We start from the raw sequence: 20,813 nt of genomic DNA, 5'->3' as shown, positions 1-20,813 counted from the left end.
GGAGTAAAAAATGAGTGATGATGCAGCTCTGCCTCTACAGTTTACTGATGCGGCAGCAATAAAAGTTAAAGATCTGGTTGCAGATGAAAACAACCCAAACCTGCGTCTGCGTGTCTATATTACAGGCGGTGGTTGCAGTGGTTTCCAATATGGATTTACCTTTGATGATCAAATCAACGAAGGGGATATGACGATTGAGAAACAAGGTGTGGCGCTGGTTGTTGATCCAATGAGCCTGCAATATTTAGTGGGTGGTAGTGTGGATTATACTGAAGGGCTGGAAGGGTCGCGGTTTATTGTGACGAATCCGAATGCTAAGTCTACGTGTGGATGCGGGTCTTCTTTCAGCGTGTGATTTTCGTCATATTTCAAGCCGTAGCAGCGTTAGCTGCGCTCTCTCGCCCTAGTCACATACTTGTGTATGCTCCTAGGGCCTCGTTCTCTTGCCGCCTTGCTACAACTCGAACTATTTAGAAAACTTTTTTCGTCATATTTCAATCGAAAAAAGTGAGTTGAATTCCCTTGTTGTCCTACCGTCTTAACTCAGTTCAAAAAATTCTTTTCTGTGAAGCTTGATTCTAAATCTTTATTTTCAATTCGGTAGCGCATTTAGTTGGTTGCACAGTTGCTCGGTGGCATTGATGATGCGCGGGCCGGCGCGGTGAAACCAATCCTCATTTAAGCGGATGATAGGGACGTTGAGCTGAGAGTGCCAGAATGCTTTTACGGCCTTCTCTTGTTCTTCAGAACCGGTCATGACGATAGCATCGGGTTTGCGGGTGAGTACTTGCTCACGGCTTACTTGGGGCCACGGCACTGCGCTATCTTCAAAAATATTCTGGGCGCCGCAGACCTTGAGCACATCATTTTGCAACGTATGATTTCCAGCGCTGAATAAAGGCTGTGTACCTAATTGAATAAATAGTTGCCTAGGTTTCTTATTATTAGCTAATTTATCTTTTTGCGCTTGTAATGTTGCTTGCATCTGAGCAATATTTCTTTCCGCGATCTCAGGGTGAGGGCTGTATTGCGATAATTCTGCTAAAGCAGAAATAACGCCATCAACAGTTTGTGGGTCAAAATAGACAATGGGAATACCGAGAGCTGCCAATTGATCCAACGGGCGCTGAGGATTTCCACCTCGCCATGCCAGAATCAAATCTGGTTTTAAGGCGATAATTCGTTCAACATTTAAACCCTGCCAATTAGAAACTTGTTCTAGCTTTTTTGCTGCATCGGGGTAGTCGGAATAAGCGCTGACAGCAATTAAGTTCTCACCTAGCCCCGCAGCGTAAGCCAGTTCAGTATTCGCAGGAGAAAGCGAAATTACCCGTGATTTTTGTGCCGCAACTGCTGGGATGGCAATGCAAGCGAGCAGCAATAAGCTAAAGAGTGACTGAATGAGGTGCTTGATTGAAAGGGTTATCATCATAAATTCACTGAGTAGAGCGCAGAAATAAGGCATAAGTGAAACATACTTATGCCTGATAAATAAGGCGAATATACCTTAAGCGAGTTCAGCTAAAATGGCAGCGATCATCAATGATGATTGACGAGCGGCAACCGGTAAAAACTCATCAAAACTGGTATGGGACTCTTTATCGGCTACATCTGAAATTGCGCGCACGACCACGAAAGGTACGCCAAATTGGTAGCAAACATGGCCTACAGCTGCGGCTTCCATCTCTACGGCTGCAACTTGTGGGAAGTTTGCTTTAATGCGAGCTAAAGGCTCCGCGCCGTTGATAAAGGCATCGCCGCTACAAACCAGACCGCGAACAGCGTTCATACCCAGCGTATTGACGCATTTTTCTGTCACTTCAATCAGCTTAGGGTCAGCAATAAAAGCCGCAGGGCACTGCGCCATTTGACCCGGCTCATAACCAAATGCCGTCACATCGGCATCATGGTAACGAACTTCGGTAGAAACGACGATATCACCGACATTCAGGCGAGGATCTAAACCACCGGCAGAACCTGTGTTGAAAACCACATCAGGTTTGCAATGTTCTAATAGCAAGGTTGTGCCGATTGCAGCAGCCACTTTACCAATGCCGGATTTCAGAAGCGCAACATCAACCCCATTAATTTTACCAGTATAGATTTCGCAACCTGCACGGCTGAATGTTTGGCAGCCTTCGATTTGGGCGCGCAAAAGTGCAACTTCTTGTTCCATCGCGCCAATAATACCCACTTTAATCATTCTTCAGTTCCTCGTTTGCTACCTAGCTATAACACGAATTATTTAGGGGAAATATGCGCCATCGTGCTATAAACAACGTTTAAAAAGATGCGCGAAGTGTACCATTGAAAGGGGCTTTGTGGGGTATTTTTCCTGAGTTTTGCTTCTATACTTAGCAGTAAGTCTATATAGGGAAGGGATTTGCGTGAGAGAGATTAATTTTCTAAAAAAACTGAGTTTTCAACGTAACTACATTAGTGCTAAAGGTCAGAAAGTCTCTCCGCTGGATGAAGACGCGGTAAATCGTTTATTTGAAAGCGACCGTGGACGAATTATTAACTCTGCTGCTATCCGTCGTTTGCAACAAAAAACGCAAGTTTTTCCTCTAGAACAAAACTCCGCAGTTCGTAGCAGATTAACTCACTCCCTCGAAGTTCAACAAGTAGGGCGTTATATTAGCAAAACGGTACTTGGCGAATTAAAAAAGAAAAAATTGCTTGATGAATATGGGCTAACGGATCGTTGTGACGCATTTGAAAGCCTTGTCGAAATGTCGTGCTTAATGCACGATATTGGTAATCCTCCATTTGGGCACTTTGGCGAGGCAGCCATTCAGCGCTGGTTTAGCAAATTACTTGCGCCAGACTATATTTTCTCCCCAGAGGCTCCAGATCCTTGCCGCATCAAAGCATTACAACTGACCGGTAATGAAAAACAAGACTTGTTTCGTCGTCAACTCAAGCGTGATTTATGCTCATTCGAAGGGAATGCTCAAGGGTTACGAATGGCGCATCGTTTACTCAAACTCAATCTGACTTATGCGCAAATCGGTTCGATTTTAAAATATACCCGCGGGGCTTACGACCTAGACCCTATTCCTGCAGAATTTGACTATTTAATGAAAAAACCAGGTTATTACTGGTCTGAAGCCGATTTTGTGAGTGAGTTGAGTAAAAAACTCGATATGGATCCTTATTGCCGTTTTCCTCTCACCTACATCATGGAAGCCGCCGATGATATTTCCTACTGCATTGCTGATCTCGATGATGCCGCAGAAAAAGGTATTTTTACGGTTGAGCAATTGATCGATTATTTAAACGTCGAGTGGGGGGAGGTTAAGCCGGGTGACTTGTTCGACCAAACCATTATGCGGGCGTTTAATAATATCAGCGATAACCACACAAGGCGCATCCAGCAAGATCAGTTTTTTATGTATCTGCGCGTGAATATCACAGGAAAATTAGCGCATTACAGCGCTCAGCGTTTTATCCAAAATCTGCCGGAAATTTATCACGGTAGCTTTAATAGCGCCTTGTTAGAGGATAAAAGCCAAGAACATCGGTTACTCAAGGTATTGAAAATGGTGGCGTTTAAACATGTGTTTAACCATCATGAAGTTGAAGAATTGGAGCTTCAGGGATATCGAATTATTAGCGGTTTATTGGATGTGTATAGCCCATTATTGATGATGGATCGCGATGATTTTGCCTCTTTAGTAGAGCAGAATTACCACAAACATTTTTTTATTGAAACGAGACTGTTTCATAAATTGTCAAATAAGCATCGCTTGTCTTACAACGAGGCATTAGAAAAAATTTCTGCTACAAATGATGCGGATAGATCGATTTTAGAATTCTATTACCGCGCGAGATTAATTCAGGATTACATTAGCGGAATGACAGATCACTATGCCTATGAAGAATATAGAAAATTCATGGTAACTAATTAGAAATTTGCCAAAAGAGAGTATTAATAGGCAGACAAAAAAGCTAAGTGACCACCGCATTTGATAAAAAAATGCTATTATAGCTCGCCAATTTTGGAACAAATTATCTGAAATCGTGCGTTGCTTACCGCGCCATTTTTAACTGTGATTACGGGTTCAGATAGAATTAATTTAACACCACTTAGTGACTACTTATGGCCCAATTTTACTCGCCAAATCGCCGTACTACCCAACGCCGTCAGATGACGGTTGTCGTTGATAGCTTAGATGCCGCTGGGCAAGGTGTTACTCGCCTAGATGGAAAAGCGGTCTTTATTGCAGGGCTGTTGCCTGGTGAAGAGGCTCAAATCGAAATTACTGAAGATAAACGCCATTTTGCAAAAGCGAAAGTAATTAAACGCCTAAGTAGTAGCCCTCAAAGAGTCAAACCTCGTTGCCGTTATTTCAACCAATGTGGCGGCTGTCAGCAGCAACATATTGACATTGCCTTGCAAAGAGAAAGCAAAGCCCAGTCTCTTCAACATCTAATGAGGCGAGAAACGGGTGTTACGAAGCCAGCCACTCCCGTGATCAGTGGTGAGGAATATGGCTATCGCCGTCGCGCGCGTTTAGGTCTGCAATACCAAAATAAATCCCGGCATTTGGTGATGGGATTTCGTCAAAATCAATCTAATACACTGGTCGATATTAAAAGTTGCCCCGTGCTAAACAATGAACTAGATGCACTACTTGCACCGCTTTCTGAGTGTTTAAATTCATTATCGATAGCCGCCAAATTAGGGCACGTTGAGCTTATTCATGCAGATAACGGTAACGTTATACTGCTACGCCACTTAGTCCCCGTTAACGTTTCAGATAGAAACCGTTTGCTAGAATTTGCTCAGAAACATCAAGTAAACATTTGGTTGGCGGGGAATGAAGGCGAATTGCAGCCTCTTGAACCATCAATACGATTGCCAGAATATCAAGTTGCTGATGAATCATTGCAGTTTAATCCCTTGAATTTTATTCAGGTGAATGGGGAAATTAATCAGCAAATGGTGGCGCAAGCCATAGCATGGTTGGATATAAGCCCTGAAGATAGAGTATTGGATCTTTTCTGCGGTATGGGTAATTTTACGTTACCTATTGCGCGGATAGCAAAATCTGTCGTTGGTGTTGAGGGTGTTGAAAATTTAGTCAGTCAGGCCAGAAGTAATGCACAGCTCAACTCAATTAATAATGCATCATTCTATAATGCTAATTTGGAAGAACAAATCCATACTCAGCCATGGGCGCAGCAAGGTTTCAATAAAGTATTGCTAGATCCTGCTAGAGCAGGCGCTGCAGGAGTAATTGAACATTTAACTAAACTGATGCCAGAAAAAATTGTCTATGTTTCTTGTAATCCAACAACATTAGCAAGAGACAGTAAAGCATTACTTGAAGGCGGGTATCAGTTACATCAGTTGCGGATGTTGGATATGTTTCCGCATACAAGTCATCTGGAATCAATGGCGCTATTCATTCGTAGCCCAGAGGGTTAACAGGTAGGGAGAATATATGGTTGCAGTAAGAAGTGCGCATTTAACCCCAGCAGGTGAATTTGACCCCGAAAAATGGGTCACTGGCTTGGGTTTGAATAATAAACAATCAGAAGAAAAACTCATCCATACCTGGCAGTATTGTCACGATAAATTATCGGGGCAAGAAATCGGTCCTCTGCTGCTATGGCGCGGCATTGAAATGACGGAAATCTTATCCACACTCAGTATGGATATAGAAAGCCTACAAGCCGCATTACTCTTCTCTTTGGTTGAAGAAGGAAAACTCGACGACCAATCTGTCATCGATGAATTTGGTCAATCCATTCATGCACTAGTTAAAGGTGTGATTGAGATGGATGCCATTCGCGAACTCAAAGCCACTCAATCGAATGAAACCAGCTCAGTACAGGTGGATAATATCCGTCGCATGCTTTTGTCGATGGTGGAAGATTTTCGCTGCGTTGTTATTAAGCTGGCAGAGCGTATCGCTCATTTACGTGAAGTTAAAGATGCCAGTGAAGATGAGCGAGTATTGGCAGCTAAAGAGTGCTCCAATATTTATGCGCCATTAGCCAACCGCTTAGGAATCGGACAATTAAAATGGGAATTGGAAGATTTCTGTTTCCGTTATCTGCATCCCGATGAATACAAAAAAATCGCAAAATTACTCCATGAGCGCCGAATTGATCGCGAAGAATACATTGATAATTTTGTGACCACATTACGTAAGTATATGCTCAAAGAGCAAATTCAAGCGGAAGTGTATGGTCGACCAAAACACATCTATAGCATCTGGCGCAAAATGCAGAAAAAATCATTAGCATTTGGTGAGCTGTATGATGTGCGAGCTGTGCGTATCGTGGTTGAGCGACTACAAGATTGTTATGCTGCATTAGGGATTGTGCATACTCATTACCGTCATTTACCGGATGAGTTTGATGACTATGTGGCGAACCCTAAACCGAATGGCTATCAATCAATTCATACCGTAGTACTGGGGCCAAATGGTAAAACGTTAGAAATCCAAATTCGTACTCGCCAAATGCATGAAGATGCAGAATTAGGTGTGGCGGCGCACTGGAAATATAAAGAAGGCTCAACTGGCGTTGGTAAAGGTAGTAGCTATGAAAACCGTATTGCGTGGCTACGTAAGTTAATCTCATGGCAAGAAGAGATGGCAGATTCTGGCGAAATACTGGATGAAGTTCGTAGCCAAGTATTTGATGACCGAGTTTACGTCTTTACGCCAAAAGGGGACGTTGTCGACTTACCAACGGGTTCCACGCCACTCGATTTTGCTTACCACATTCATAGTGATGTGGGGCATCGTTGTATCGGGGCGAAAATTGGTGGACGGATTGTACCGTTTAGCTATCAATTGCAGATGGGTGATCAAATTGAAATTATCACTCAAAAGCATCCAAACCCGAGTCGTGACTGGTTAAATCCAAACTTGGGTTATGTGACAACCAGCCGTGGCCGCGCAAAAATTCAAAACTGGTTCCGCAAACAGGATCGCGATAAAAATATTCTGGCTGGACGTCAGATTCTGGATAGTGAATTATCCCATCTGGATATCAGCTTGAGAGAAGCCGAAAAATTGTTGATTGCTCGCTACAATGTGCATTCATTGGATGAAGTCTTGGCGGGCATTGGCGGTGGTGATATCCGTATCAACCAGCTAGTTAATTTCTTACAAGCTAAGTTTAATAAAGCCACAGCGGAAGAAGAAGACCGCGCAGCAATGAAAACGCTGGAGAGTAAGTCAGCGTTACCAAGAGCGCCTTCCCATGGTAGTGGGCGTGTGGTCGTCGAAGGTGTGGGTAACTTAATGCACCATATAGCTCGTTGTTGCCAGCCAATTCCGGGGGATGAAATCGTCGGGTTTATCACAAAAGGTCGCGGTATCTCTATTCATAGTGCCGATTGTGAACAACTTGCTGAATTGCAAAGCCACGCTCCAGAGCGCGTTATCGATGCTGTTTGGGGGGAAAATTACTCCAGTGGCTACTCGTTAGTTGTCAGAGTGATAGCTAATGACCGTAGTGGCTTACTGCGCGATATCACGACGATTTTAGCGAATGAAAAAGTCAATGTATTAGGGGTGAGTAGCCGCAGCGATGTGAAGCAGCAGCTCGCCACTATCGATATGACCATCGAGTTGTATAACATCGAAGTGCTGGGAAGGGTGCTTTCGAAATTAAACCAGTTGGCGGATGTGATTGAAGCGAAGCGCCATTCCTCCTAATTTTCTGCATATTTTGGCGCGCAGCGTTGTTGGCTGCGTGCTCTCGCCCTAGTCACATACTTGTGTATGCTCCCAGGATCTCGCTTACTTGCCGCCTAGCTGTGCATCCAAACTATTTTGAAAATATCTTCTCCGTCGTTTTACTGAACGAAAACTTAAAAGATTTAGCGTATTCAATTTAATTTCGTTAAGGTATAACCCCTCATTAAATCATAACTAACTAATTTATTGATAAGGGTTAAATATGCGTCAGGGCAATCCGAAAATCGAACGACTCCTCTCCATTATGGCTCAACTGCGTGACCCGCAAAATGGCTGTCCGTGGGATACACAACAGACGTTTAAGACCATTGCCCCTTATACCCTTGAAGAAACCTATGAAGTGCTCGATGCCATTGAGCGTGAAGACTTTACTGATTTAAAAGGTGAGTTGGGGGATTTGCTGTTTCAAGTGGTTTTTTATGCCCAAATGGCAAAAGAGCAAAACTTGTTTGATTTCGATGAAATTTGCCAAGCAGTGAGCGATAAACTAGAACGCCGCCATCCTCATATCTTTGATGCTAACAACCAACTGAGTAGCAGCGAAGTCATTGCGGGTTGGGAACTGCGTAAAGCAAAAGAACGTGCAGAAAAAGAGCAATATTCCGTATTGGATGATATTCCAAACACTTTACCAGCCTTAATGAAAGCCTACAAAATTCAAAAACGTTGTGCTTCTGTGGGCTTTGATTGGGATACCTTGGGTCCGGTGGCAGATAAAGTTACCGAAGAACTGGCCGAAGTGATGGAGGAGGCTACACAAGTCGTCGTTGATGAGCAGCACCTCGAAGAAGAAATTGGTGATTTACTGTTTGCGACGGTGAATTTATCTCGCCATTTAGGCCATAAGCCAGAAATTGCCTTACAAAAAGCATGCAATAAATTTGAGCGACGTTTTCGTGAAATCGAAAGGCGATTAGCAGAAAGTGGCAAAACGACAGAAACTGCTACACTTGATGAGATGGAAGCCTTGTGGGTTTCTATCAAATCAGATGAATAGTGTTTGTAGGTAGATACAATAGCGGATTGAAATAGTTATTCAAAATCAAACTTAATGCAAAATAGCATTTTTAAAGCTATACATGAAGCTGAAAGGATTTAGCTTTTACTCTATAATGTGTTAATCTTGCAAAACAGGTGAATAGTGCGGTAAAAAGTGACTATTTATCAAACGATAAATATTTTTATTTTTAACTTGCTGATATTATTAAGGTATTGATGAAAACTAACCTTATTACGCTTAGAACATTTGTAGGGAATTTAAGGTTCGGGTATACTGTTTTCCCGTCCTGTTATATCCATCATCTTTTAAACCTAAACGTTCAGGTTCAGCATGAAAACTAACTATATTTTTGTGACCGGCGGGGTCGTATCCTCTCTGGGTAAAGGCATTGCCGCAGCCTCATTGGCGGCTATACTCGAAGCCCGTGGACTCAATGTAACCATTATGAAATTGGATCCCTACATTAACGTAGATCCAGGTACTATGAGCCCAACCCAACACGGGGAAGTTTTCGTTACAGAAGACGGCGCTGAAACTGACTTGGATTTAGGTCATTATGAGCGTTTCATCCGTACTAAAATGACACGTCGCAATAACTTTACGACGGGGCGTGTTTATTCTGAAGTCTTACGCAAAGAGCGCCGTGGCGACTACTTAGGCGCGACTATCCAAGTTATCCCTCATATTACTAACGAAATTAAAGATCGCATCATCCGTGGTGGTGAAGGTCATGACGTCGTATTAGTTGAAATCGGCGGTACTGTTGGTGATATCGAATCTCTGCCATTCCTTGAAGCAATTCGTCAAATGGCGGCAGAAGTAGGTCGTGAGCATACATTGTATATGCACTTAACCTTAGTGCCGTATTTAGCGGCAGCAGGGGAAGTCAAAACCAAGCCTACACAGCACTCTGTCAAAGAATTACTGTCAATTGGCATTCAGCCAGATGTATTAATTTGCCGTTCAGACCGCGTTATTCCAGCGAACGAACGTGCGAAAATTGCACTGTTCTGTAATGTCCCAGAAAAAGCAGTTATTTCACTGAAAGATGCAGATTCTATTTATAAAATTCCAGGCATGCTGAAAGCACAAGGTTTGGATGAATATATCTGTAACCGCTTCCGTTTAGAATGCAAAGAAGCTGATTTGTCAGAGTGGGAACAAGTTATTTACGAAGAAGCCAATCCAGCGGGTGAAGTCACCATCGGTATGGTCGGTAAATATGTTGAATTACCAGATGCCTATAAATCGGTAATTGAAGCGCTGAAACATGCGGGCTTGAAAAATCGCTTAACCGTCAATATTAAATTGATTGATTCTCAAGATGTTGAAACCCGTGGGGTGGATTTACTGAAAGGTCTGGATGCTATTTTAGTTCCGGGTGGTTTCGGTTCTCGCGGTATTGAAGGGAAAATTCTAACTGCACAATATGCACGTGAGAACAAAATCCCATACTTAGGTATTTGCCTAGGCATGCAAGTTGCTCTGATTGAGTTTGCGCGTAATGTTGCGCATATGGAAGATGCTAACTCCACTGAATTCAAAGCAGATTGTAAATATCCAGTCGTTGCGCTAATTACAGAATGGCGTGATGAAGATGGCAATCTTGAAGTTCGTTCTGAAGAGAGCGATCTTGGTGGAACCATGCGTGTTGGCGGTCAACCATGTCATTTGACAGAGGGCAGCCTTGTTCATGGTATGTATGGTGTGGATACTATTATCGAACGCCATCGTCACCGTTATGAAGTGAATAATATGATGCTTAAACGCATCGAAGATGCTGGTCTGAATATTGCTGGCCGCTCAGTGGACAATAAACTGGTTGAGATTATCGAAAATCCAAACCATCCATGGTTTGTGGCTTGCCAGTTCCACCCTGAATTCACATCTACCCCAAGAGATGGTCATCCGTTGTTTGCAGGTTTTGTTAAAGCCGCTGGTAAGTACCAGAAAGGTGAGTTGAAATAAGATACGGGGAAGTCGGCATTTTTAGCTAACTTCCCGAAATTTAACTTGTACTGAGGAAAACCTAATGTCCAAAATTGTTAAAGTGATCGGTCGTGAAATCATTGACTCTCGTGGTAACCCAACTGTTGAAGCTGAAGTACATTTAGAAGGTGGTTTTGTTGGTTTAGCTGCTGCTCCATCAGGTGCATCTACAGGTTCTCGTGAAGCACTGGAACTGCGTGATGGTGATAAATCACGTTTTCTGGGTAAAGGTGTTCTGAAAGCTGTTGCAGCTGTAAACGGTCCAATCGCTCAAGCACTTATCGGTAAAGATGCTAAAGATCAAGCAAATATCGATAAAATCATGATTGACCTGGATGGCACAGAAAACAAATCTAAATTTGGTGCAAACGCAATTCTGGCTGTTTCTTTAGCAAACGCAAAAGCGGCAGCTGCGGCAAAAGGTATGCCTCTGTATGAGCATATTTCTGATCTGAACGGTACTCACGGTCAATATTCTATGCCTCTGCCAATGATGAACATCATCAATGGTGGTGAGCACGCAGATAACAACGTTGATATCCAAGAATTCATGATCCAACCTGTTGGCGCATCGACTCTGAAAGAAGCGGTTCGTATGGGTTCTGAAATCTTCCATCATTTAGCAAAAGTGCTGAAATCTAAAGGCATGAACACTGCTGTTGGTGATGAAGGTGGTTATGCTCCAAACTTAGAATCTAACGCTGCTGCACTGGCTGCTATCAAAGAAGCTGTTGAACAAGCAGGTTATGTTTTAGGTAAAGACGTTACTCTGGCTATGGACTGTGCAGCATCTGAGTTCTACAACAACGAAACAGGTAACTATGAACTGAAAGGCGAAGGTAAAACCTTCACTTCACAAGAGTTCACTCATTACCTAGAAGAGCTGACTAAACAGTACCCAATCGTTTCTATTGAAGATGGTTTAAATGAATCTGACTGGGATGGCTTCGCATACCAAACTAAAGTTCTTGGTGACAAAATCCAACTGGTTGGTGACGACCTGTTTGTAACCAACACTAAGATCTTAAAAGAAGGTATTGATAAAGGCATCGCTAACTCAATTCTGATCAAATTCAACCAAATTGGTTCTCTGACTGAAACGTTAGCTGCGATTAAAATGGCGAAAGATGCTGGCTATACAGCGGTAATCTCTCACCGTTCAGGTGAAACTGAAGATGCAACAATTGCTGATTTAGCAGTTGGTACTGCAGCAGGTCAAATCAAAACAGGTTCTATGAGCCGTTCTGACCGTGTTGCTAAGTACAACCAATTGATCCGCATTGAAGAAGCGTTAGGTAAAAATGCGCCATTCAATGGTCTGAAAGAAGTGAAAGGCCAAGCATAAATTTTAATTTGCCTTAGTCTAATAAACGGGAAGAGAAATCTTCCCGTTTTTTTTGCATCTAAAATGCTTTGCGAATTATGTAATAAGTATAAAAAATCCAGATTAAGTATATTTAAATATTTTTATTTTTTATGTTACTAATATTAATGACATTTAAAAACTTAATGTCGTTGATAATTAATATGAATATTAAATAAGGATATTATTATGGGAAAGGATAGTCATGATTCATTATTTTCAACAACAAAAATAATAGAGCAGCGAGCGAAAGAAAGTAAAACATTAAATAGATTAGTAACAGAAATAAAAACAGAATATAAAAATAATGGAGGATGGAGTGAATCAATAATTAATAAGAAAAAAGCATTAGAAAGTAAAATTACAAGTATTGCCTATTTTCACTACAGCGGTAATCGACCTGATGGTATTGTAGGTTTAACTGTTGATGAACAGAAAATATTTTTAAGTGAGTTTAAAAAATTACTTACCGATAAACCAAGTGTTGAAGTTAGAGTCCAAGGTAAAAATGATGATTATTTTTCTAGCTTAGCTGACCATGATTTATTAGATGGTACTGCCTATCGATTTTTACCTAAAGATTATAAAGAACGATATAATAATCATTCAATGCTCATGTCTCGCTTAACAATAAATGTCAAAAAAGAAAATTTTATTTTTTTATCACAAGCATTAATGAAATTGTATGAGCATGATCCAAATAAGCGGGTTATGCAGTCAAAAATTATGGGCCCTAAAAACTTAGGAAAATTAACTGATCAAGCGGTTATTTATTTTTCTAATGCAAATTTACAAGATGCGATTGAAGTTAGCCAACAACTGAGAGAATTAATGCCAGAAGATGCTTTTCTTGAGCATGTGCCAATAGGAATGTACCGGGTAGATAAAGGTATTTCTTATTCAGAAACCCTGAAAGGGCAGTCTAGTAGCCACGGAGAGGCCCGTGCGGAGATAATTGCTAAGGCTGTGACTGAATCATTATTAACAGAAAAACCAGTCGATAAATGCCTTGAGGCTCACCCTCAGTGTCAGGATAGTTGTCACCCCCTCTGAAAAATAAACCTGAGGGCGCGGAGTGACACATGAAACGTATTTCACCTGAACGAAAAGCCGCCATACTGGCTAAATTATTACCGCCGTACAACATGACCGTTTCCGCAGTTGCACAAACGGAAGGAATATCCGAAGCTACGCTGTATAACTGGCGTAATCAGGCTAAATCAGAAGGAAAACCCGTGCCCGGTGCAGACAAAAACAGTGAACAGTGGCCGGCGGAAGCCCGCTTTGCCGCCATCGTGGAAACCGCCACACTCAGCGAAGCGGAAGTGGCGGAATACTGCCGCAAAAAAGGACTCTATCCGGAGCAGCTGGTGCAGTGGAAACAGGGTTTTCTTCAGGTATCCTCTCCCGGAGATAAAGCCGCACTGAAGCAAAGCCAGAAGGAAAACAAACAGTTAAAGCGTGAGCTGGTCCGCAAGGAAAAAGCCCTGGCGGAGGCGGCGGCAATCCTGGTGCTGCGAAAAAAGCTCAGCGATTATTACGGGGAAACCGGCGGGGACGACTGACTCCGGCATCCGAACGCACCCTGTTTATCCGGTGGATTAATGAGGCGGTGAGCTCCGGCGCACGGCTGGCTGTTGCCTGCCGGGAAGTTCAGCTGAGTCTGCGGACCTGGCGGCGCTGGCAGATATCCCCGTCGGACGGCAGACCGGGCGCAGTGCGTCCGGTGCCGGTGAACAAGCTGAGTCCGGAAGAAGAAAAACAGATACTGACTGTCTGCCATCAACCTGAATACGCGAGTCTGCCGCCGTCCCAAATTGTCCCGAAACTGGCGGATAAAGGGATATATCTGGCGGGTGAATCCACCTTTTACCGGGTGTTGCGCCGCCACGGAGAACTTCATCACCGGGGGCGTCAGCAGCGCCCGAAAAAAGTACCGGTACCGACCACCTTTACCGCATCCGGGCCATGTCAGGTCTGGGTATGGGATATCACCTGGCTGCCGTCGGTGGTGCGCGGACGCTGGTTTTATCTCTACATGATACTCGATATCTACAGCCGGAAAATCACCGGCTACGAAGTGTATGAGACCGAAAGCGGCGAACAGGCGGCGGCGCTGATGCAGCGCACAGTCCTGCGTGAGGGGTGCTGGCGTCAGCCATTGGTACTGCACGCGGATAACGGGGCGGCGATGAAATCACAGACCTTACAGATGAAACTGCATGAGCTGAACATCACGCCATCCCACAGCAGACCGCGTGTGAGCAATGACAATGCCTATGCGGAATCCGTGTTCCGGACCCTGAAATACGTGCCGCAGTGGCCATCACAGGGCTTTAAAACCCTGACGGAAGCAAGGAAATGGGTGGGAAAAATTACCCGGTGGTACAACGACAGGCATCTGCACAGCGGCATCGGCTATGTCACGCCGTCGCAGCGGCATACCGGTGAGGATATTACCCTGCTGAAACAACGTGATGCAGTGTACAAAACAGCAAAAGCTACCCATCCCGAACGGTGGTCCGGAGATACCCGGAACTGGCAAAGAAAAGAGACCGTCACCCTGAATCCTGAGCGGGAAAAACAGGCTGCCTAAATTAACAAAGGGTGACAACTACCTTGACACTTACCGCTCAGCTTAGAATTTATGGTTATGATGTTGAGCATCCTGCATTGCTCGCTCAATCTGTTCGAGAGGCTTACATTGATACTAGTTTAGCTGGCGGTGGGCATCCATCTGAACGTTTACCGAGTAAAAACATAGAAATATTTAAGCAAGATCCTGTTAGCTTCTCCCAGCAATATATTATTAATACGAAAGAACTCAATGCAATTTTACAGGCTCCAAATGAAGGAAAGGTTATATTCACAAAAGGAAATAGTAATAACTATGTAGTGGAATTTATTGATGACAGTTATGGAGAGGATCAACCATCTTCTATTGAAAGCTATTTTTTAGAGTCAAAAATTAGAAATAAAGAAAGTAAGCAAGTTGAGTATGTTGATATTCTAATTAAGAACCCAGATAAAAAATTTTTATTTACAGGATTATTACTTGGCGATTCTGTTATTGTAACGGAACTTAATTCTGAAACATATCGTGTTTATCGTGATAATAGGCCTGACGCGTCATTGCTATACGATAATGTTGTTATGGCGGTAGATGAACGAGACTATAATAATAGGAAAAATAATACAACAAAAGCTAGTTTATTTATGCATTATGAAAATGAAAAATGGAATTTAATTTTACAACCTCAAAAAGGAAAGTATTTTGCGATTACTGAAAGTAATGTTGTACAAGTACAACTACCGGGCGATTACTTACTTCCACTCAAACAAAAACGATTTGATATTTATCGGAATAAAATTCATCAAGACTTAAAAGTTGCGGCTAAAAAATTCAATATTACATTTAGTGATATTCCAAATGATGAAGATTTATTTGAAACTCCATCAGAGCAAAATACCTCGGTAAACACGTGGCTAGATATCGGAGATGAAATTAAACGAAAACTGGATCATCAAATTACAGCTCTTAATCAATCTCGTGAAAAGTTAGAAATTGAATTCTCTCAAACAACAGATAGTAAAAAAAGAATAATATTAAAAAATATGATTGAGATGAATAAAACTATTATTTCATTAAATAAAAAACAATATAGTGAACTATTTCATGATTTGCGTGAAGTAGAATATGGATGGTTATGGCAGAGCGTAAAAGCTAAAAAAGGAATGAATGCGGTCATTAAAATTAATGACTATGATACGAATATCAGTGTTAATGCAAATTATGATTATCATCTAACAGTCAATGAACGCTACGATAATCTCATCTATTTGCATAAAGTCACACGTAATTTACGCTTTAAAAGTGAATTTAATCTTGGGGCTAAGCAATATTTGGAGGTCACTGTTCCTGGTGTTGATGAAACGATGTCATCCCAACAATTAAAAAATTGTATATAACAAGTGAGTATAATGCTAAAGAAAGAGGTGCATTATATCGACTTATTCAAGAAATTGGCCATTCAGAATACATATCAAAGGTTCTCACTCAAACGGGTAAATTCAGTGAGTTATTTTCTTCGTTAGGTAGCAAGACGAATCGATTGATACCACAAGACTTTTATTTATCCTTGATGAAGGGAGATTCGAGTGGACGTTGCTATCCCCTAGTTCGAGCAATGTCTGTTGCTTTGGCTAGTAATGGGCAAGCAGGGGCAGATATTCTCATTGATAAACTGTATATTGCAGCTGCTGATCCTGAAAGCCGAGATGCTCTGTTATTGCAATCGTCACTAAAAAATCTTCATTCCAATATCGATGCAGTTGAATCTTCTTTTTCCCATGGTGTGATGGAGCTAAAGCAGATACAAACATTGTTAGAAATGAAAGAGGAAACAAAACTATTTGCTCTGAATAGTAAAAAACATGCAATGCTAATTGGGAAGATTATTGTTGATGGTAAAAGTAGTTATTATTTTTATGATCCTAATTTTGGGTTATTTTCTTTTAAGAATAGTAAACGTTTATTTTCCGCACTAAAAACATTCTTTGTTGATAAAAAAATGGCAGATTACTACTCTTCATTTGAGCGAAATAATAAGCTAGCCTTTGAATTGGTTTTCATTAATACAGATGATATGGAAAACGTTTCTGTAGGTGACCATTTAACCGTCAAGGATTTAAGTTTATTAGAGCCACTATCTATAAAATCAATTAAAGAGAAAAAAATTGATGCAATTATTTATCAGCAAGACGAAATTATTCATGACACAAAATTAAAAGCTACACTGGCTATACTTGATGCCGAGTTATGGGGAGATAGAATTAATGATGCATCGATAAATCTATCTTCAGAGTACTCCCTTAATGAAAACTGGATCCCTTTATTTTCTTCAGTCGAAGCAATTGAAAATGGTCGTTATAAAATAAAATTTATTAATATAAAAGATACGGAAATAACTCGATGGGTTGAAACATCGGATCACGCATTTATGCGATTCCATCGCTATTCAATGGAGCAAATGGGTATATTTAGAAGGTATTATCAATTTGAAGAAAATAAAATACGCTTAAGAAACCATGAGGGAAATTCAATCTCTGTAGATGGACTAAATGCAGGTATTGCTATCCAATCACTTATTCAATGGATTGAGGCAAAAAATCTCGATAAATCATCTGTAAGAAGAAATGCGCCAAATTTATTTCTAGCATTAAAAATTCATAGCTATGTCAACTATACCATGATGGCTCATGGTGCTATGAATGATATGATAAAAATAAATCAGATAATAAGGCTAGGGCTTAATAATGAAAGTAATATCTCTGTAAAAGAAATTAGCTGCTTTTTTTCCTCTTTTGCTAAAACTGCAAATGAAGGATTAACGGTCATATTTAGTGGCGCGTTAGTTGGTTTTGATATATATGAATTAAGTCATGCAGAAAATGACCCCCAACGTATTATTTTTGGTACTCAACTTGCATTTGACTCGGCAGGACTCGCATCGGGCGTTACAGGTATTGGGCTTGGTGCAATGGGCAGTGCGACAGCCGCTGCCGCTTTAGGTAGTGCAAGTGTGATAGTTGCCGGGCTAGGGATTGGTTTTGTTGGTCTAGCCCGCAATTTCGCGATTATAGGGGAAGATGCTAAAGCCGTCGGAAGTTATTTTTATGCTTTAGACCAAGCATATAAAGGTAATGGCTATGATTACCTAGCTGATAAAGAAACATTTATTCCAAAATTTGGGGCTGTATTTAATACGATTGACATTAAAAATAATCAGATTCAATTTGATAGCCAATATATCTATCGTACAACTCCTCATTCAGCCGGTGGTGGGCGTAAAAATTATATTTTTTGGGCGGGTAATTTCCCAACGATGGTAAAAGATAAGCAGCAGGTAATAAATATTCGTCGAGGAATTGGCTATCAGGATGCCGTTCATCAAGTCGATTTTCAAAATGCTAAAGCAGTTATGTTACCCGTAATCCCTAAATCATATATTAAGTATAGCTACAATTTATGGCCAGGCTGTACTTCCCGTAATGATAGTGGCTTTAATGTTATTCGACGTTTAGAGCAAGCGGATAATTTTGATTATGATTTTTATATTTTCCCCAGTGAAAATACAATCACCCAAATTTTTCATGAGTATGTAAATACGCCAATTGATATTATTTTGGATGAAAAAAATAGGGAGCTAGTTGTTCCTAAATTAGCTAAAGAATGGTATGGAAAAATTGAGTATAAACTTAAAGGGAATGGTGGTGAATATAAGCTTAATCTTAATCAAGGTATAAAAGTTATTCTCATGGATGATATTCAAGCGGATAAACCATCAAAATGGATTATTAATTCCAGCCTATTAGCTGATGATACTATTGAAATTAAAAATAATAATTTAATTATCGGTGGTGTAAAAATAGAGATCGATATTACCTGTAAGCAAGAGAAGATATGGGTGATTAATAAGAGAAGTGAAATAAATGAAATTGATATTTCTTCAGCTCAGATAAATATTGTTAGCGAAAATGAAACTCAGTGGAAAGATTCAACAGAGTCCTTGGATTCTCATCTACAACATTATGCAGATAAGCATCAATTGCATGGGCAATATATTGTTATTGATAATCATCAGTATAATGGTAAAAATGTAGGAAAAGCATTCTATGATGTTACCAATAAACGCTATATTTTCATTGATACTTTAGATGAAAATAAACAACATGCTATTCTAGGGTTTATTTCAAAAAGTGAAGCCTACTTTTATCTCCCGACGCAAAAATCTATCTGGAAAGTGGATATTGCGAGTGGATCTCTTGTCACAGAATACCAATTAAATCATGACATTGATCGTGCTTTTGAAATTATGCAGATATGGGGAGGGGGTGAGGATCTCTATTTTTCATGCCGCTATAATGACTCAAATGAGGTCGCTCATTTCCGATTGGGTCAAGATAATATTGAGATATTGAGCTTAAATGCGGAACATCAGCGATTAATAGAATTGGCTAAAACAGATCCCAAACTGACTCAAAGCACTGTACGAGACATTTTACATGACTACATGATCAGTGGTGTAAAAAAGGAAAATAACCATACTAATCAAATTGATTCCAGAGCATCGGAGCTGTTGACTCTCTATGGTGTAGACCATAGTCAAGTCGAACATCGTTATTGGCTAAGACGCTTAGACAATCTGTTAATAAAGCCCAACCTGTCACCTTCACTGGGTCATGGGGAAATATCGCTAAATCCTAAAATGGTACAGAGTCACTGGCCTATCCCTCATGACCTAGCTCTGATTGGAAACATATTTGACTCTACTGGAAACGAAGTTTTCTATTTCTATAGTGCAAAAAATAAAGAACTCTATCGGCAGGTTGGTCCTGGTCAGAATGTCTTGGATGCAACGAAACCCACAGCATGGTATATGAATATGCCATTTATAGAGAATGTAATTTTCTGGAAAGGTAGTTTATTTGTCGTTAATGTCGATGGTGTTATAGGCCAAATTAATGCCCAAGGTGAATTTCATCCGGTGGGATTGAATGAAAAGTGGTTTACAGAAAATCCTATTTGGTGGAGCAAATTACAGGATTATTATTGCTGTAAAACGATCGCTTTATTGGGAATTAGGAACTCTTCAGGTCAGCAACTCATACCCGCCTGGTATGACAATGGAAAAATCATTGTTGCGTCTAGTTTATCCACTGAAAATAATCTGCAATTCTTAGGGTTAGATGCTGAAAATATGGGGGGATTGATCTTTGATACAGTGAATAAAAAACTGTATCGGCAATCAGCCGTAAGTGAAATAGAATTAAACTCAGCTTTTGGTCAAGAGCGGTTGCTTCTTTCCTCGACTGCGCTACCGAAGGCTGTAGATCTTTATCCAAATCTACAATTTAAGAACGTTAAGAACATAGGGCACGGTCTGTTGCTATCTGCTGAAAGTGGTGAAATCTTATATGTCGATATGCTTGAAAAGGAGAATGGAGAAAATCGTTCTCATATTGGTTCTTCGTTGATCATTCAAGGTGGCAAAGAGAATGATACTTTGGTTCCATCGATAATCAAAAATGTTAAACAAATCGTGTTAAATGCTGGTGATGGCCAAGATATGTATTCGATTTCACAAGATACTTGGCAACATTATCAAGCTATCATTATTGATAATAATGCTAATGACTTATTAGTTGATACCTTGATGCTACCGATTGAAAATTTAGATTCGTTGGTGGTTACTCGATATGATGATGACCTATTGGTAATCGATAATGAACAAAATACGGTGCTTATTTTACGCCAAGTTTTTGGTGTAGAAAAACAATCCCATCGGCATTTAAAGCTGCATTTTATCAATCATCCAAATAGCATTTCGATTGAGCAATTTATTGATCGCTATACTTCAGTTAGCGAGATAAAGCCTGCGCAATACATTTATAATCATCAAAATATCGAGAGTGATAGTCATATGCGATTAATATCGGAGCACATGGCTGCGCTTGATAGCCGAGATTCATTAACTATGCCAAGAATGGATACCCATCTCGTACCAAATATGATGTTAGGCAACAACGCATCAAACCAAAATTTCACAAGGTAATTCATAAAAATGTAATCCAGCTTGAGTTTCATGGTCAAGCTGGATTGTAGGTCACAAAATCAAAATTGTACTATTTATGATAACTATCAAGTTGTTATATATTTTTAGTGGGAATGATTTAT

The 20,813-nt window shown here is 40.8% G+C and carries 13 protein-coding genes; 11 read left to right on the top strand and 2 right to left on the bottom strand.

Annotated elements, in window-relative coordinates; genetic code table 11:
• Positions 1-10: 10 nt before the first annotated feature.
• Positions 11-355: an iron-sulfur cluster insertion protein ErpA gene (erpA, locus tag EL244_RS13255; RefSeq protein WP_006659315.1), complete on the top strand. Its 345-nt coding sequence runs from the start codon at positions 11-13 to the stop codon at positions 353-355.
• Positions 356-592: 237 nt separating this feature from the next.
• Here the strand turns inward: erpA and btuF are convergent, their stop codons facing one another.
• Both btuF and mtnN read right to left on the bottom strand, forming a co-directional pair.
• Positions 593-1,432, bottom strand: a complete 840-nt coding sequence (btuF, locus tag EL244_RS13250; protein ID WP_457810176.1) for a vitamin B12 ABC transporter substrate-binding protein BtuF — start codon at positions 1,430-1,432, stop codon at positions 593-595.
• 75 nt (positions 1,433-1,507) lie between these two features.
• Positions 1,508-2,200: a 5'-methylthioadenosine/S-adenosylhomocysteine nucleosidase gene (mtnN, locus tag EL244_RS13245; protein WP_039855446.1), complete on the bottom strand. Its 693-nt coding sequence runs from the start codon at positions 2,198-2,200 to the stop codon at positions 1,508-1,510.
• A gap of 187 nt (positions 2,201-2,387) precedes the next feature.
• On the opposite strand from mtnN, the gene dgt reads away from it, so the two are divergent.
• The 10 genes from dgt (at position 2,388) to EL244_RS13195 (ending at position 20,691) form a co-directional block, all read left to right on the top strand.
• Positions 2,388-3,911, top strand: a complete 1,524-nt coding sequence (gene dgt / locus EL244_RS13240; RefSeq protein ID WP_006815150.1) for a dGTPase — start codon at positions 2,388-2,390, stop codon at positions 3,909-3,911.
• Positions 3,912-4,102: 191 nt separating this feature from the next.
• A complete protein-coding gene (gene rlmD / locus EL244_RS13235; protein WP_126461468.1) occupies positions 4,103-5,434 on the top strand; it encodes a 23S rRNA (uracil(1939)-C(5))-methyltransferase RlmD in 1,332 nt (443 codons plus the stop codon).
• Between the two features lie 16 nt (positions 5,435-5,450).
• Positions 5,451-7,682 (top strand): GTP diphosphokinase, encoded by a 2,232-nt coding sequence (gene relA / locus EL244_RS13230; protein WP_126461465.1) that lies wholly within the window; start codon positions 5,451-5,453, stop codon positions 7,680-7,682.
• Positions 7,683-7,926: 244 nt separating this feature from the next.
• Positions 7,927-8,721 carry a nucleoside triphosphate pyrophosphohydrolase gene (mazG, locus tag EL244_RS13225; protein WP_126461462.1) on the top strand — a complete coding sequence of 265 codons (795 nt, stop codon included), beginning with the start codon at positions 7,927-7,929 and terminating at the stop codon, positions 8,719-8,721.
• 333 nt (positions 8,722-9,054) lie between these two features.
• Positions 9,055-10,692, top strand: coding sequence for a glutamine hydrolyzing CTP synthase (gene pyrG / locus EL244_RS13220; RefSeq protein ID WP_126437350.1), 1,638 nt, complete (start codon positions 9,055-9,057; stop codon positions 10,690-10,692).
• Positions 10,693-10,756: 64 nt separating this feature from the next.
• Positions 10,757-12,058 (top strand): phosphopyruvate hydratase, encoded by a 1,302-nt coding sequence (eno, locus tag EL244_RS13215; protein WP_006815144.1) that lies wholly within the window; start codon positions 10,757-10,759, stop codon positions 12,056-12,058.
• A gap of 207 nt (positions 12,059-12,265) precedes the next feature.
• The gene (locus tag EL244_RS13210) at positions 12,266-13,129 is read left to right on the top strand and encodes a T3SS effector HopA1 family protein (protein WP_230084862.1); all 864 of its coding nucleotides are present in this window, start codon (positions 12,266-12,268) and stop codon (positions 13,127-13,129) included.
• A gap of 29 nt (positions 13,130-13,158) precedes the next feature.
• Positions 13,159-14,672 (top strand): IS3 family transposase gene (locus EL244_RS13205; protein WP_126458315.1). Its coding sequence is split into 2 segments (ribosomal slippage): positions 13,159-13,603 and positions 13,603-14,672, totalling 1,515 coding nucleotides; the frame shifts between segments, so codons are not numbered across the junction.
• Positions 14,673-14,695: 23 nt separating this feature from the next.
• Positions 14,696-16,045: a hypothetical protein gene (locus tag EL244_RS13200; protein WP_126461460.1), complete on the top strand. Its 1,350-nt coding sequence runs from the start codon at positions 14,696-14,698 to the stop codon at positions 16,043-16,045.
• A 143-nt stretch (positions 16,046-16,188) separates the two neighbouring features.
• Positions 16,189-20,691: a TcdA/TcdB pore-forming domain-containing protein gene (locus EL244_RS13195; RefSeq protein WP_148668982.1), complete on the top strand. Its 4,503-nt coding sequence runs from the start codon at positions 16,189-16,191 to the stop codon at positions 20,689-20,691.
• The last annotated feature ends 122 nt before the right edge of the window (positions 20,692-20,813 follow it).

The organism is Providencia rustigianii (assembly GCF_900637755.1).
Taxonomy (GTDB): domain Bacteria; phylum Pseudomonadota; class Gammaproteobacteria; order Enterobacterales; family Enterobacteriaceae; genus Providencia; species Providencia rustigianii.
Note: the sequence above shows the minus strand (reverse complement) of the source record. Positions and strands in the feature narration are given on the sequence as shown.

What these genes read in the sequence shown, in the direction of transcription:
- erpA (WP_006659315.1), top strand. Translation starts at nt 11, where the DNA reads ATGAGTGATGATGCAGCTCTGCCTCTACAGTTTACTGATGCGGCAGCA.
- btuF (WP_457810176.1), bottom strand. Translation starts at nt 1,432, where the DNA reads ATGATGATAACCCTTTCAATCAAGCACCTCATTCAGTCACTCTTTAGC.
- rlmD (WP_126461468.1), top strand. Translation starts at nt 4,103, where the DNA reads ATGGCCCAATTTTACTCGCCAAATCGCCGTACTACCCAACGCCGTCAG.
- relA (WP_126461465.1), top strand. Translation starts at nt 5,451, where the DNA reads ATGGTTGCAGTAAGAAGTGCGCATTTAACCCCAGCAGGTGAATTTGAC.
- mazG (WP_126461462.1), top strand. Translation starts at nt 7,927, where the DNA reads ATGCGTCAGGGCAATCCGAAAATCGAACGACTCCTCTCCATTATGGCT.
- pyrG (WP_126437350.1), top strand. Translation starts at nt 9,055, where the DNA reads ATGAAAACTAACTATATTTTTGTGACCGGCGGGGTCGTATCCTCTCTG.
- eno (WP_006815144.1), top strand. Translation starts at nt 10,757, where the DNA reads ATGTCCAAAATTGTTAAAGTGATCGGTCGTGAAATCATTGACTCTCGT.
- EL244_RS13210 (WP_230084862.1), top strand. Translation starts at nt 12,266, where the DNA reads ATGGGAAAGGATAGTCATGATTCATTATTTTCAACAACAAAAATAATA.